We start from the raw sequence: 15,031 nt of genomic DNA on the forward strand, positions 1-15,031 counted from the left end.
AAGCGTATGAGAATTCAGAAAGTTTTACCGTAAATTAAAACTTGAAGGATTCTCCTACGATATAGTGTGTGATATATAAAGCTCCGCGGTGGCTTTCATTGGACTCGCCGCATTTTATTAAACAAGAAGGTTACAAATGAAAAAGACACTTTTAGCGCTTGCGCTTGTTGGTGCGTCGACGTCAGCATTCGCTGATGCGTGGTTGTATGGTGGTGTTTCTGCTGGTCGTGCAGACTACAATGGTAACAGCGATACTCCAATGGGCTTCCACGTTGGTACTGGTATTCTGCCTATCATCGGTATTGAAGGTGGTTACTGGAAACACGGTAACTTCGATGGCACTAGCGAAGGCAAGAAAGGTTACGCAGAACTAGGTTCTTGGTACGCAGCACTTAAACCAAGTATCGATATTGGTCCAGTACAGCTTTATGCTAAAGGTGGTTTACACTACTACAACGCTGATTATAAAGATGGTCTAAGCGGAAGCGACAGCGGTACAGACTTTATGTACGGTGTAGGTGCAGAATACTTCGTGACTGATATGCTTTCTGTTGGTGCGAGCTGGCAACGTTTTAACGGCGTTAAAACCAAATTTGATGACAAAGATCTAGATAGCTTTACCATCAATGCTACACTTCACATCTTCTAAAACTGTGTAAGTGTGTAAAAAGGCGACCTTGGGTCGCCTTTTTCGTACCTGGTGATCTAAAATTGTACGAATAGAGAGTCTTTTGGTGGATTAAAATATCAATTAAGTAACTGAAAAGATAATTCTTTTCATCGTATTGCAATTTCCATTTTCAACTAAGAGAACTAGGTCTACACTCATAGCACTACAATGTGTAGTCTTACTTTTAGGTTGTTTGAAATGTTCAGAAAAACGTTAATTGCGATAGTGCTTTCAGCTAGCGTTATCGTACCTGCTAGTGCTTGTACTGGCATTTCTCTTTCTACGGTCGGAAACGACTTCATACAAGCTCGCACTATTGAATGGGGTGAGAGTAATCTAAATAGTAAACTGATCATCTCTCCGAGAAAGCACCAGTTCACGTCGATTATGCCCGATCATAAACAAGGATTCAGTTGGGGTAGTCGTCTAGGTTTTGTTGGTATATCAGTAAGTGATGACCGGTTTATTGGGGAAGGGGTTAATGAGGCTGGGTTGAGTGCCGGACTATTCTATTTCAAAGGGTACGGTTCGCTAAAACCGTACAATGAGGAAGCAAGACAGAAAAGCATTACCGATATGGATTTTGTACGTTGGATGTTGTCGCAATTTAAAACTGTCGATGAAGTAATAACCGCGATGAAATCTATAGATATCGTGCCAGTATATCTAGATGCTAAAGGACAGCCTTCACCAACAGGGCATTGGCGTGTAACGGACAAAACAGGTCGAAGTGTTGTGATTGAAATTATGAACCAAGGAGAGGTGCATATTTACGAAAATGAAGTAGGCGTTCTGACTAACTCTCCAACGTTTCCTTGGCAGGTGACCAACTTAAACAACTACCTGCACTTACAACCTGGAACCAGTGCTCCTCGGCAGTTTGGAAAGGTCGAGGCAAAATCATTCGGTATCGGTTCAGGGTTCTTAGGCTTACCTGGAGACATTACGCCGCCTTCTAGGTTCGTACGAGCGGCATTTTATGTCACCACTGCACCTGAACTCAAAACCTCGGCACAGGCAGTTTCTCAAGCCTTTCATATATTGAATAACTTCGATATTCCAATTGGCTCTGAGTTTGGCCCGCAATATCGAGAGCATATCCCAGATCTACCAAGCGCGACTCAGTGGACTTCAGTGGTTGACCAAACCAATGGCGTTCTCTACTACAAAACGATGAACGACAGCCGAATTAAGAAAGTGGATCTTGCTGCGTTAGATTTTTCTGCAAAAAGCGAGATTAAGAAAGCGTTAGATGATGGAAAGTTTGAATTTGAAGATATTACACAAAGCGTGCAGCCCGCAATTAATAATCAATAAATCCGATAAAACTACCATCATGGTTCTGATAAAAGCGACTCTATTGGTCGCTTTTTTAATGATGTTAAAAACGACTAAGAATACTCCCATCTTTAAGGTGCTAAGGCGATTGAATAGGGGAAAATTGAATGTTTGAGCAACTCGTTAAGGTATCCGAGGAACTTGGCACCGAAAAACCACACAGAACCTATCCGTTCTTTTTACAAAAACTTGTAGAAGAAGTCGGCGAGCTATCATTAGAACTACAGATTAAAGATGGCATCACTCCTGCTGAAAAAGGTGGAAGTGATGGTGTTGTAGGTGAAGCGTGCGATGTTATTAACTGCGCTATCGACGTCGCTTGGAGAGCACTGCATGAGCAAAACCCAGACCAAAGTTCAGAGGAAATTGCTCGTTTAATCATGGATATTTGCCTAATAAAGAGAGAAAAATGGCTGTCAAAAGTGGAAGGTATGTAAGTGGATAAACCGTTTGAAGACCATGGATTATTTAGTTGGTCAGAGTTGATAACTCCGGATTTTGAACAAGCATGCCGGTTCTATGAATCAATGCTTGGTTGGAAGTTAAAAGAGGTACCGGGTCGAAATGGTAGTCGCTACGCACTGGTTACAAGTGATAACGCTACGGAACCTTTTGCTGGCATACTTACTGTCGATGATAAGGATATTCGAGCACATTGGCGCACTTACGTAACCGTTGACGAAGTTGAAGCTATTGTGAACAAAACAGAATTAGTCGGTGGTTTAGTATTGGTTCCAGTGACGACTATTGAGCGTGTCGGTAAGATAGCGGTGATAGAGGATCCATGTGGCGCGGTTATTTCAGTGATTGAATACGACTCAAAGAGATAATTATCAGCAGAAGTAATGGCGGGGGATAGAATAGGTCTCCCCCGAATCATTATATGTTGTGTCGAGATTTAACCTTGAACCTTCACAATGTCATGCGTACAGGTAATGGTATAGGTTACCGTTGCCGTTTTATCTCCATTTTCCTCAAACTCAAATTCTCCAACACTTGTGTAACCGTGAGCTGTGTTCTCACCGACTTGAACTTCGACAGGAGCGTTCTGTAAGTCTTCTACTTTGTGTGCAGTCCCATCAATTTCCAATGTAGTATTTTGTGCTGTAATTTTGTCATCGTCAGCCTCGAAGTGAGTGACTTGGAGCTTTGGGTTCATATGATTTTCATTATGATTAGAAATAACTTTAAACGTTGCACCATCTTCAGGAACTTGGTTTCCAAAACCTAAGGTGCCGGTCGCCTCGCTGTCAACTTGTACACCACACGTTTTATCAATGTGTGCGGAGTAAATTAGCTTAGGACCTTCTGAGGAGTTCGCTTGCACACTTGTAGCGATGAACAAGCTCGGAATTAATAATACCGATAGTGTGGACAGTTTCATTTCTATTGCCTTTATTGACTAACTATTAATAGGCAATGTTAAAACGGTTACCGTTGAATTACTTATCACTTTGCGCCACAGACTGGAAAGTGTTGACTCGCCAAGTCGTCTAACTTCGCGAGTCATGACCGAAACTATAAGTAACGTTTTTCTAAATGTGTTCTAAAGAATTGAGCGTTAAGTTCTGAGCCAGTCGCTTGTTTAACCAACTCTCCAGTAGCAAGCGTACTTGCCTGACTCCAAATATTGTCACTTAACCAATCAAAGATCGGAGCCAATTCTAATGAAGAGATTGCGTTGTCCACATCCACCTCTTTTCTCATCGCCGCCATAAACTGCGCTGCATACATTGCCCCTAAAGTGTAAGAAGGGAAATAACCAAAGGCACCATCTGTCCAGTGAATGTCCTGCATGCAACCGTCTTTAAAGTTACCTTGTGTGGAAAGACCGAGGTACTGCTGCATCTTCAGATTCCACAGTTCAGGAATATCCTTATAGGAGATCTTACCATTCATCAAATCTCGTTCGATCTCATAACGAAGAATGACATGGGCAGGGTAAGTAAGCTCATCCGCATCAACGCGAATATACCCTGGTTGCACTCGGGTATAGATTTTCTGTAGATTGTTTGCTTCGAATACTTTCGCGTCATTAGTTGAGAAGTGTTTTTGAGCCAGTGGCGCTAAGTTGGCGATAAAAGGTTGGCTTCTGCCTAATTGCATTTCGAAGAACAAAGATTGAGATTCATGAATACCCATTGAACGTGCTTGGCCAACTGGTAGTCCTGCCCACTGTTTTGGTAAGCCTTGCTCATAACGAGCATGACCGGTTTCGTGGACAATTCCCATTAAAGATTGAACAAAGTCAGATTCATCGTAGCGTGTTGTGATCCTGACATCTTGAGGCACACCACCACAGAAAGGATGCGAACTGATATCCAGACGACCATGGGCAAAGTCGAACTGAAGAAGTTTCATCACTTCCAATCCAAGCGCATTTTGATCTTTGGTACTGTATGACTCTTCAGTGGTATAAACCGACTCTGTTTTTTGCTTTTCAATGACCTGTTGAGTTAATTCTGGCAACCAAGATACCAAGTCACCAAAGATTGAATCGAGTTGCTGTGAGTTTACCCCCGGTTCATAGATATCCAGCATCGCATCATAAGGAGTTAACCCTGATTGTTCCGCTCTAATTTGGGCCTCTTCTTGCGATAGTTTCACTACCTCTTCGAAGTTTTTACAAAAGCCATCCCAATCATTGTCACCACGCTGTGTACGCCAAGCGTGTTCGCACTTGGATCCAGCAAGAGACTTTGCTTTCACTAATTCTTCTGGAACGACAGTGGTAAGCTGCCATTGTCTTTTCATTTCCCCTAAGCTGGCTCGTTGTGAAGGGTCGAGTTCATCACTCTGAGCTTGTTCGAACCATTCTGCCAGCTGCGGCGCGGTCGATAGTTGATGGATATGAAGTGACAGTTGAGCCATAGCTTCTGAGCGAGCTTGGTTGCCTCCAGATGGCATCATTGCCGCTGCATCCCAACCACATATAGCGGATAAATGGCTGAAATTAGAAATTGTTTTATAGTGTTCAACCAGTTTGTTGTAGTTTTCCATGTCTTATGACCTTTTGCGTGAACGATTGTCCTAACTTAACACTAACAAGGAGTTACGGAAAGTAGCCGATAAAATCTGGAGAGGAAATCCAAATTAACCATGGATTTTTAATCGGAGTTACCTCAGAATTCGAACTCTGATGTTTTAGAAAGATGACAGTGGACGTTATGCATATTCTTAATCTTGAAGCCTTCCTTATTGCTATTACTATTCTTACGCTAACACCGGGACTCGATACGGCGTTGGTAATTCGTAACACTTCTAGAGGTGGGTTCAATGATGGTGCAATGACCAGTTTTGGCATTTGCTTGGGGCTATTTGTTCACGCAACATTCTCAGCTCTGGGTATATCGGTGATACTTACGCAGTCAGCGGAATTGTTTGCGTTTATAAAGACGTTGGGCGCTGCCTATCTAATTTGGTTGGGTATCTCAAGTTTACGAGCATTAAAATCAAATCGGACCATAAAGCTAGAGCAAGATAAGGTGAATACCATAGCAGCTTCGCGTTCTCTAAGAGAAGGATTCTTGTCTAATGTGTTGAACCCTAAAACTGCTGTTTTCTACTTAGCGTTTTTACCTCAGTTTATTAACCCAGAATACTCGCCATTTTTGCAATCATTGTTAATGGCCGCGATTCACTTTGTTATCGCTATGGTGTGGCAATGTGGACTATCGGGCATGCTTAATTCCGCTAAATCACTTCTTAACAATGGAAATTTTGTTCGTTGGATGGAAGGTACGACCGGTGCAGTACTGATCATTCTCGGTATTAAACTGTTGGTTGAAGAGCCGCCGATGAGTTCTTAGCTTTTTCCAATGAACGTTGCGCGGTATAGAATTGATTTAGTGTGACGGTAGGGGACTTCAATAGAAATTTATCGAAACACTGATAGTATGCTTTGGAGTCACTTATTTGCTTGCAGTAATTACGAGCTTCTAGATTGTGGTTGTATAGTTGAGTTTCGCTCGCAAACTCGTTGTACGAGGCGCACCCACCTAAAATCATCAAAGTTGCTACTAAAGAAATTACCTTAATCATATTCGCTCTATCGCTGTTTTTGTTGTAATGAATATTACGAGTCTGCTGATAGAGTTAGTTACCATTTCATGCCATTAGTTCCACTCAACAATAAAATTTTTATATGGTAAACGTTTGGTTTCTGGTCGGGTGAATAAAAAACACCGAGTCAATCGACTCGGTGTCCTGGTTATCGAATTCAGTAACTATATCGGCTTTTTGCCGACTCCGAAGTTCTCTTTAGGCATGAGAGTTATTTTTCCAAAGCCCAATTTCTTAAAATGATTATCGCGATAATTGCGAACAGCCTTGGTATCCGAAACGGCTTCGATTTGCTGTTCCATTCTTAAGAAATCAGAAAGGTCGATGCCCTCTGCTTCAGCGACAGCCTCATGAATATTGCGATGCTGTTGGTAAGAAAACGTCAGTGTTTTCTCTTCATTCTTGTATTCGTAAATGATGGTACGAGCCATGATTTTCTACCTGCTGATAATTTAGCGCTAGATTCTGCCTTGTAGCGGGATAATTGTCACGCTTTCGCCTGCTTTTACTGTATCGATATGTGGTGCAATCTCTATTAGGCAGTTTGCTTCACTCATCGAACGTAGAATACCCGAGCCTTGTTTCCCCGTCGTGCGAACCATTAATTGTCCTGATTCTTCATCAAGCTCGCAGAATCCTCGGCTAAACTCTGTTCTTCCCTGACGAGAGCGCAGTGGCTCAGAGGCAATGGCGACGCCTTTGTGTGGTACAAACTGTCCAACACCTTGCATCTTCTTAATCGCGGGTTCAACAAAGTTAATAAACGACACCATTACGGCGACTGGATTTCCAGGAAGTCCAAAGAAGGGTGTTCCATTAATGTCACCAAAAGCGAGAGGGCGTCCCGGGCGCATATTAATACGCCAAAAATCAACGTTACCGTGCTTTTCAAGAACGTTCTTAATAAAGTCAGCATCACCGACAGAGACACCACCTGAGGTAATAACCAAATCCGCGCTGCGACTCGCTTCAGTGATCGCATTCTCCATAATGGACTCATCATCTTCAAGAATGCCAAGATCTATAATTTCACAACCTAATTTCTGCAACATCGCCATGATGGTAAAACGATTAGAATCATAAATAGAGTGAGCACGCAGAGGCGTTCCAGGGGCTTGAACTTCATCACCTGTAGAAAATACCGCGACTTTTAGGCTACGATTCACTTTTACGCTATCTAGTCCAAGTGAGGCGATCATGCCCATCTCTGGTGCCTGCAACAATGTGCCGGTATCAAATACCGATTGGTTGATCGCAAGATCTTCTCCAGCTTGACGAACATTCTGTCCGGTTTTAATACCGGCATCACCAAAACTCACTCTATCGCCATCAACGTTAGCCTGTTCACGCATTATAACGGTATCAGCACCGGCTGGCATTGGTGCTCCAGTCATGATTTGTACTGACTCACCGGAGCGAAGTTCTTGGTCGTAGCCATAACCTGCCATCACACTCGCGACGACATTGAATTGTTTTAGTCCAGCATCTGCACCAATGATGGCATAGCCGTCCATTGCTGAGTTGGTAAACGCTGGCACATTAATAGGGGATGAAATATTTTCTGCTAGCGTGCGGCCATAAGCATTGATGAGTGGGATAGTTTCAGATGCAGACAAAGCATTTACGGCGTTAAGAATTTGCTCTTGGCCTTGTTTCACAGATAAGAAAGCGGGTGATAGCGTATCGCAGCACGCTGCCTCTTTCTTAGGGTTAGAGGCCTCTGGGCTAACATAATTTAAGATGAACCTTGTGATCGCGTCCAAATCATTGATGCTCATTGTCGGTAGTGACACATCCAACTCACTATCGCTAGCAATAGCAATAATATTGTCATCACTTGGGTGTAGCCAAAGTTTACCGACTTCTTTACGGTTTAACTCAATCTTAGGGAAAGCGATGTTCTTGCAACCTTCAACTAAAATCAAATCCAGCGCTTGATGATCAAAGCGCGTCAACAAGTATTCAAAGTTTGATTCGGCCTCTGGAGTTTCCGTCATCAACGCATGTCTGTAACGAGAAGAAATCAACATTTGGCTAGCGCCGGCTTTACGTAGGCGATAGCTATCTTTCCCAGGTTTATCTACATCGAAGTTATGATGCGCATGCTTTAACACTCCAATTCTTAGTCCGGTAGCGGTTAATTTTGGAAGTAGGGCTTCCAATAACGTTGTTTTACCGGTACCGCTATAAGCAGCGAAACCCAGAAGCGGGACATTATTAATGGATTTGATGGTCATAGATGGCTCTTCTGTGAATGCTCAATGGTTGCTGATAGTTTCGACAGTTCTTCTGGTGTATTTAGATTAACAAAACAATCGGGATTATCTGAAAAATCAACATACTTGGTATTGCACTCTTTGTATAACAAAATGATTTTTCTATCGCCACGCTCTAAAAATGCTTCCAATTTGGGTAGAACGCGCTTGTGAAACATGGTGAAAACAGGCTGATGAAAATCGCCATCATGTGCCACTAAAATATCGGTCGAGTCTTCGACAGCATGACAAAAACGTTCAACAATACGTTCATCAATAAACGGACTATCACATGGGACAAAGCCAACCCAGTCAGTTGACGAAGCGGCTAAGCCAGCGTGCATTCCACCAAGAGGTCCCGGATAATCTTTATACGTATCGCTAATAACGGGAGCATATTGACCATATTGGTCTACATTGCGGTTGGCGTTAATGGTAATGGATGAAGTTTGTGTGGTGAGCCGTTGTAAAACATACTCGATTAAGGGCTTACCATTAAAATCTACTAAGCCCTTGTCATTTCCGCCCATACGAGACGCTTGGCCTCCGGCGAGGATAACCCAACTAGTCTGAGTTGGATGCAACATAATCACTCTCTTGATCGGTTTGTTTTTTATCAATAATTTGTAGCAGTGGAGATTCTATCAAGGTGCAATCTTTTATCCACCATTGTTTTCGACACAATTTAGTTAACGCATTGGATTGATGGCTCGTAACTACAATACTAGAACCGTGCTTTAAAAGATCCTCAGCCATGAAAACCAAACGTTCTATTGACTCTTGGTCAAGTGAAGCGCTTGGTTCGTCCATTAACAAAATAGAAGGTTTCAGAACCCAAGCGCGAGCCATAGCGACTCGCTGTTTTTCACCACCAGATAACACTGATACATGCTCGTCAGCGAGCGTTTCAAGCCCGACTAATCGCAACGCCGCAATTACTTCTGCGCGCTTATCATGGGCTTCAAGTCTCTTATGCTTAATGCCATACGCGACATTTTGATAGACCGAGCCGTCGAAAAGGTAAGGGGATTGGTGAAGATAGATAACGTCTTTGCGACCAGAACCACCAAACAAGCGCGACATTATACTTTGGCAACTAGGAAACACCTCACCTGACGTAGGTTTTAATAAGCCAGCCAATATCTTCAGTAGTGTAGTCTTACCGACGCCATTATCGCCTTTTAAGTAGACGGCTTCGTTTGGTCCGATCGTTAACGATGGTATATGGAATAAGACACGGTCTTTGAACCGCATGGAAACCTGCTTTGCCTTAAGCTGTATTGTCATTATTGTCCCTCAAGCAGAGTCTTGAATTAATTATAGTGTTTGAAACAAAAAACGTTGAGCAAGTTAAGTTCTTAGAACGCCTTTACCTCGCATTGATGACAGCATAAAGTTGAGCACTAATGCCAACACCAACAAGACGATTCCTAAGGCGACACCTTGTGCGAAAGCTCCTTTGTGACTTTCCATAGCAATGGCGGTAGGGATATTTCTGGTAAGGCCCATGATATTGCCACCAACCATCATTGAGCAGCCCACTTCAGTTACGATTCGAGAAAAGCCTGCAATCACAGCAGCCATTAACGGAAAACGCGATTCCCAAATGAGTGTCATAAGTGTTCTAAACCGAGAGACACCTAGTGTTACAGAGGTTTCCATTGCTCTTCGGTCGGTGCTTTGTAACGCGCCATGCATCATTGACACCAAAACTGGAAAACAGATCAGTATTTGACCCACAATCATGGCTCGTTGAGTAAACAGCATTTCCCAGTCACCTAAAGGTCCAGAGCGTGATAGCAGCATATACAAAAGCAAGCCAATCACAACGGTGGGAATCGCTTGCATGGTGTTTACTAATGAAAGTAGAAACCACTTGCCGGGGAAATTGCTGTAGGCCAGAAGATATGAGGCAATAATAGCGGGCAAAACAACCAGTGACACAGCTGATATAGAGACGCTAAACGAAACGGCTACGATCCGCCATAGATCTTTATCAAGGCTAAATAGGAGGCTTAACGCCTCCATAGTAGTTTCAGTGATGCTCATTAACTGTTCGTTTTCTTCGCGTCAGCTACGAACAATTGTTCGCCCATTTTACGGTAGCTATTGATCATAGATTGTCCCTTATCTGATACCAACCAATCACTCAGTACGCGAGCGCCTTTGGTATTAAGAGTAGGGTAACGTTCTGGGTTTACAATAATGACTTGGTACGGGTTGAAGAGTTGCTTGTCACCTTGGAACAAGATTTCAAGGTCTAGCTTAGCTTGATAGGCAAGCCAAGTCCCTCTGTCTGTCATTGTATAGCCTTGCATTTCTGAGGCCATATTAAGTGTTGGCCCCATACCTTGACCTACAGAACGATAGCCGCCGAAGTTAGGTTCAATCTTGGTTTGTTTCCAGATTTGCAGTTCTTTTTTATGAGTACCAGAGTCATCACCTCGAGAGATAAAAATGGCGTTAGTTTTAGCTATATGCGAGAACACTTCTTCTATGGTTTTCTGATCGTGTACGTCAGCGCTGTCTTTCTCTGGTCCTACGATTACGAAGTCGTTATACATTACGCTACGCGGTTCTATGCCATAGCCGGCATCGACAAAGTTCTGTTCCGCTTTAGGAGCGTGTGTCATCACGACATCAACATCACCATTTTCTCCCATCTTCAGAGATTTACCCGTACCAGCTGCAATAATATCAACTTGATAGCCAGTATCAGTAGTAAATTCTGGGAGTAGGTAGTCGAGAAGACCTGAATGGTAGGTACTGGTTGTCGTTGCGAGACGGATGCGAGATTGGTCGGTATCTGTACCATCTGCATAAGCCGTTGCAGACAGTGCCGCTAGAGACACAGCAGAAACCATTAATCTTGAGAATGTCATAGTATTGTCCATTTTGGTTATTTTTATCATTAATCTACGTAAACGCATGACAGCTTGGTGAAGAACAACGCCACCAGCACGATTCATACACTAGGTACCTTCGTCATGCTTATGGTACCTGTTTCTATACGCGTGGTACCCTTAAGCAAAGACAATGCCATAATTTCCTTAGAAAAAAAGCGGCAACGTGCGACATTTTGCTAATATTTCTCGCAGTTAAACTACAATTAGTTTGAGCTGGGACAAAATGTCGCAACTTAACCCATGATGTTTTGTAGCAGATTGGTACACTCTGTCTCAAATAGGAACGAATACATATATTTATGACTTTTTTTCAAACCTCTGAAATTACCAACCAATTGACGTCACCATATCTCGCCTTCTCTGTACTTGTCGTTGATGATGAAGTCGGCATGCAAGCCATTCTTAAAAAAGCATTGAGTAAAGGGTTTGGACAAGTCGACACTGCAGGAAGTGTTGAAGAAGCCGAACAGCTTAGGATCAACCATCACTATGACCTTATCATTTTGGATATCAACTTACCTGGTAGGTCTGGGATTGAGTGGGAAGAAGCGTTTAACGACTTAGATCGTAAAGCCGACGTGATATTTATGACTGGTTATGCCGACTTGGAGGTCGCGATCAGTGCGTTAAAATTAGGAGCGTCTGATTTCATCCTAAAGCCCTTCAACCTGGATCAAATGCTGCAAGCCGTTAAACGCTGTATGGATAAGCGACTGGCTGAAAGAATCAATGTCGCTTTGAGTCATGATATAAGCCGACGTGTTAGTAAAGAAATTATCGGCCTTTCTGAAAAGACGAAGAACTTAAAACAGCTCATTGGTCAATTTGCGCCATCTAGAGCGTCAGTGTTGATAGAAGGTGAGTCGGGTACGGGTAAGGAGTTAGTTGCGAGAGGTATTCATACAGCCAGTAAACGCCAGGGGCCATTTGTTGCCATAAATTGTGGTGCATTAGCTCCAGAGCTATTAGAAAGTGAATTGTTTGGTCACGCTGCAGGTGCTTTTACAGGTGCTAAAAAGAATCGAGAAGGGCTTTTCCGAGTAGCCAGCGGGGGAACATTATTCCTAGATGAAATAGGTGAAATGCCTCTGGCTATGCAAGCATCGTTGCTGCGTGTATTAGAGCAAAGAACGGTTAGACCTGTGGGCACAGAAAAAGAGATCAGTATTGATGTTCGAGTCGTTGCCGCAACTAATCGCAACCTACAAGAAGAGGTCGATCAAGGGAAGTTTAGACAAGATCTTTACTACCGTTTAAATGTTTTAAAAATAGAAGTGCCAGCGTTAAGAGAACGCCTTGCTGACTTATCAGATTTGGTACCTTTCTTTACTCGGTCACTTGCCAAGGAGTTAGGTGTTCCAGAACCCAAATGGGCTCATGAAGATATGCACTCTATGCAAGATTACGATTGGCCGGGTAATGTGCGTGAACTTAAGAACTTGTTAGAGCGCTGCATTCTTCTCAATAAACCGCCAGCTCACTACTTTAATGAGTTAAAAGGGGCACCGGTTAACACTTCTATCACCATGTCTGTCAACGATTTGACCACGATGCCCGCGAATTCGATGATTCAAGATGGTCAGTTTGGCTATCCTAATTCATGGTCTCTAAAAGATGTCGAAAAATCTCATATTCAACAAGTAGTAGAAGCACATTCCGGCAATAAATCGGCAGCATCGCGAGATCTAGGTGTAGCACGAAAGACGTTGGAGCGTAAGTACAAAGAGTGGGACGAAGGCTGCGTAGATGAATAAATTGATGCGCCTATGGAGCAAATGGCGCTACAGAACCAAATCAATGGTTCGATACCGCCTATTGTTTTTAACGTCAGCGCCTATTTTCCTCACTCTAATCGCACTATTTGGAATAACGGCATACTGGTCTATTCACTATACATGGCAGAGTGCGCTGATCGACGTATCTGAGCGCCTGAGCATCGTTGGCGACAAAATCGATAGCTTGCAAGATGAACAATTCGACCACATCCAAGCCTTCTCTGAATCGTATGAATTTCGGACTCGCTTGAATCATATTCAAACCAATAACGAATTTGATGTATGGGTGAGTTCCCAACGCGAGCGTTATCAACTGGACTTCTTGCGTTGGATGCCGGCCAACAAAATTAGTCAGTCAGAATACCGAAAAATGGCACAGCAACGCTCTTTCTTTGATGTGTTGTCGAGATCTGCTGCTTTTGAAATGGAACCGTCACTGGCGGAACACTCAGAAGTTTGGCAGCAAGAAAATCACGTGCTTGAGGAGCGCTCTTTGGTGAGCCGTTCTATCATCGCTGTGTTTGACGACAACAGTCACCTGTTAGGCTATTTGGATGGTGGCGTGCTGATGAACAACAACTTGGCGTTGGTGGATCGAATTCGTGACACTATTTATCCAGTGAGCAATCTTGAACGTCATATACAAGGGACGGTGACCTTGTTCTTGGACGACTTACGAATCGCGACTAATGTACCGATGGATGAGTCATACACGGGTAGACGAGCACTTGGTACCTTAGTGTCCCAAGAGGTTAGCAATGCAGTGTTAATAAAGGGAGAGAGTTGGATAGATAAAGCGTACGTTTACGACACGTGGTACATCGCTGGTTATAAGCCTATTCGTGATATCGATAATAACATTGTGGGAATTGCTTACACTGGATATCTAGTTTGGCCATTGATTAAAACTTATATCACTAATATTGGTGAGGTAAGCGTCATCATCATTGGCTTGCTATTGATTTCGGGCTTTATTGTTTATCGTGGTGCTCGCGATCTATTTAGACCCATAGAACAGATCCACCGTGTGGTGAAAATGGTTCAGTTAGGCAAAGATGAAGAACGCATTGGTGAGTTGGGGCTGGATGATAAACACGAACTAAGTCAACTCGCTAAGCAGTTTGACAACATGCTTAATCAACTACAGTTCCGTAATGAGCAGATTCAAGAAGCGGCCCATGAACTTGAAGGTAAAGTGCATTCTCGTACCGCTAGCCTAAAAGAGAAAACGGAGCAACTTGAGTTACATATCAAGCTGTTAAACCAAACTCGAAATAAACTGGTTACCAATGAAAAGCTGGCCGCTTTGGGGGAGCTAACTGCGGGCATTGCCCATGAGATTAACAACCCAACGGCAGTTATTCTGGGTAATGTTGAGCTTATGCGCTTCGAATTGGGATCCGATGTATCTCGCGTTGAAGAAGAAATTGATGTCATATTGGCTCAAATCGACCGTATTCGAAACATTACTCGAAGTCTACTGCAATACAGTCGCCAAGGTGGTGTGCAAGATGAAGTAACATGGCAGCACGTGAATCCAATTGTGGATGAAAGCGTCACTTTGGTAAGAACTGGAGCGAAGAAACGCGACGTGGAATTCATCGTCGACCTTAATGCGAAAACGCCAGTTGAAGTGAATAGACATCAACTCCTGCAAATACTAGTCAACCTACAAATGAATGCCATTCATGCTATGCAAGGTAAGGGGCGTTTAACCGTCTTAACAGAAGATTGGGTAGAAGCAGGGCAAAGCATCGGTTCGCTTATTCACGTTATCGACGAAGGTTGCGGCATTTCTGATGCCAATATCAAACGAATTTTCGATCCATTTTTCACCACTAAGCGAGATGGTACCGGATTAGGTCTTTCTGTATCTCAGAGTATTCTGAGTCAAACGGGAGGTGAGATCCGTGTTAAGTCGAAACTTGGTGAGGGTAGCCAGTTTACACTCTATTTGCCGCAAAAAGCAGATCATCATTTACTGGTTAGCGCTTAACGTAATAAATATGAGTGGAGTATATAAAG

Annotated in this window: 15 protein-coding genes; 7 read left to right on the forward strand and 8 right to left on the reverse strand. The window is 43.2% G+C overall.

What is annotated here, in order from left to right; translation table 11 throughout:
- Nucleotides 1–136 precede the first annotated feature (136 nt).
- The 4 genes from VME0621_RS18385 to VME0621_RS18400 all read left to right on the forward strand — a co-directional run bounded on the left by VME0621_RS18385 (nucleotide 137) and on the right by VME0621_RS18400 (nucleotide 2,838).
- Entirely contained in the window at nucleotides 137–649 is a 513-nt protein-coding gene (locus tag VME0621_RS18385; protein WP_006071435.1) for a porin family protein, read from the forward strand.
- A 219-nt stretch (nucleotides 650–868) separates the two neighbouring features.
- Nucleotides 869–1,987 (forward strand): linear amide C-N hydrolase, encoded by a 1,119-nt coding sequence (locus tag VME0621_RS18390; protein WP_062460490.1) that lies wholly within the window; start codon nucleotides 869–871, stop codon nucleotides 1,985–1,987.
- A 128-nt stretch (nucleotides 1,988–2,115) separates the two neighbouring features.
- Nucleotides 2,116–2,445: a nucleoside triphosphate pyrophosphohydrolase family protein gene (locus VME0621_RS18395; protein ID WP_062460487.1), complete on the forward strand. Its 330-nt coding sequence runs from the start codon at nucleotides 2,116–2,118 to the stop codon at nucleotides 2,443–2,445.
- Complete coding sequence (locus VME0621_RS18400; protein WP_031497077.1) at nucleotides 2,446–2,838, forward strand: VOC family protein; 393 nt, start codon at nucleotides 2,446–2,448, stop codon at nucleotides 2,836–2,838.
- 68 nt (nucleotides 2,839–2,906) lie between these two features.
- On the opposite strand, the gene VME0621_RS18405 is transcribed toward VME0621_RS18400, so the two are convergent.
- Entirely contained in the window at nucleotides 2,907–3,392 is a 486-nt protein-coding gene (locus VME0621_RS18405) for a hypothetical protein (RefSeq protein WP_038230580.1), read from the reverse strand.
- Nucleotides 3,393–3,526: 134 nt separating this feature from the next.
- Nucleotides 3,527–5,008: a carboxypeptidase M32 gene (locus VME0621_RS18410; RefSeq protein WP_062460484.1), complete on the reverse strand. Its 1,482-nt coding sequence runs from the start codon at nucleotides 5,006–5,008 to the stop codon at nucleotides 3,527–3,529.
- A 167-nt stretch (nucleotides 5,009–5,175) separates the two neighbouring features.
- Between VME0621_RS18410 and VME0621_RS18415 the strand changes: the two genes are divergently transcribed.
- Nucleotides 5,176–5,817: a LysE family translocator gene (locus VME0621_RS18415; protein ID WP_062460481.1), complete on the forward strand. Its 642-nt coding sequence runs from the start codon at nucleotides 5,176–5,178 to the stop codon at nucleotides 5,815–5,817.
- 417 nt (nucleotides 5,818–6,234) lie between these two features.
- Here VME0621_RS18415 and VME0621_RS18420 read toward each other — a convergent pair whose 3' ends face one another.
- From VME0621_RS18420 to VME0621_RS18445, 6 genes are all read right to left on the reverse strand, one after another.
- On the reverse strand, nucleotides 6,235–6,501 hold the full coding sequence (locus VME0621_RS18420) for a DUF2960 domain-containing protein (RefSeq protein WP_038230574.1): 267 nt from the start codon (nucleotides 6,499–6,501) through the stop codon (nucleotides 6,235–6,237).
- Nucleotides 6,502–6,528: 27 nt separating this feature from the next.
- Nucleotides 6,529–8,301, reverse strand: a complete 1,773-nt coding sequence (locus VME0621_RS18425; protein WP_172427901.1) for a bifunctional molybdopterin-guanine dinucleotide biosynthesis adaptor protein MobB/molybdopterin molybdotransferase MoeA — start codon at nucleotides 8,299–8,301, stop codon at nucleotides 6,529–6,531.
- Nucleotides 8,302–8,303: 2 nt separating this feature from the next.
- The gene (gene mobA, locus VME0621_RS18430) at nucleotides 8,304–8,912 is read right to left on the reverse strand and encodes a molybdenum cofactor guanylyltransferase MobA (RefSeq protein ID WP_062460473.1); all 609 of its coding nucleotides are present in this window, start codon (nucleotides 8,910–8,912) and stop codon (nucleotides 8,304–8,306) included.
- On the reverse strand, nucleotides 8,890–9,612 hold the full coding sequence (locus VME0621_RS18435; RefSeq protein WP_031494333.1) for an energy-coupling factor ABC transporter ATP-binding protein: 723 nt from the start codon (nucleotides 9,610–9,612) through the stop codon (nucleotides 8,890–8,892). The genes mobA and VME0621_RS18435 overlap by 23 nt, the downstream gene beginning before the upstream one ends.
- Before the next feature lie 63 nt (nucleotides 9,613–9,675).
- The gene (locus VME0621_RS18440; RefSeq protein WP_006071480.1) at nucleotides 9,676–10,374 is read right to left on the reverse strand and encodes an ABC transporter permease; all 699 of its coding nucleotides are present in this window, start codon (nucleotides 10,372–10,374) and stop codon (nucleotides 9,676–9,678) included.
- A complete protein-coding gene (locus VME0621_RS18445) occupies nucleotides 10,374–11,207 on the reverse strand; it encodes an ABC transporter substrate-binding protein (RefSeq protein ID WP_253251069.1) in 834 nt (277 codons plus the stop codon). The genes VME0621_RS18440 and VME0621_RS18445 overlap by 1 nt, the downstream gene beginning before the upstream one ends.
- A 323-nt stretch (nucleotides 11,208–11,530) precedes the next feature.
- On the opposite strand from VME0621_RS18445, the gene VME0621_RS18450 reads away from it, so the two are divergent.
- Complete coding sequence (locus VME0621_RS18450) at nucleotides 11,531–12,985, forward strand: sigma-54-dependent transcriptional regulator (RefSeq protein WP_062460470.1); 1,455 nt, start codon at nucleotides 11,531–11,533, stop codon at nucleotides 12,983–12,985.
- Nucleotides 12,978–15,002 carry a sensor histidine kinase gene (locus VME0621_RS18455; RefSeq protein WP_062460467.1) on the forward strand — a complete coding sequence of 675 codons (2,025 nt, stop codon included), beginning with the start codon at nucleotides 12,978–12,980 and terminating at the stop codon, nucleotides 15,000–15,002. The genes VME0621_RS18450 and VME0621_RS18455 overlap by 8 nt, the downstream gene beginning before the upstream one ends.
- Nucleotides 15,003–15,031: the final 29 nt, after the last annotated feature.

Source organism: Vibrio mediterranei (genome assembly GCF_900088415.1).
In the GTDB taxonomy this organism is placed as follows: Bacteria; Pseudomonadota; Gammaproteobacteria; order Enterobacterales; family Vibrionaceae; genus Vibrio; species Vibrio mediterranei.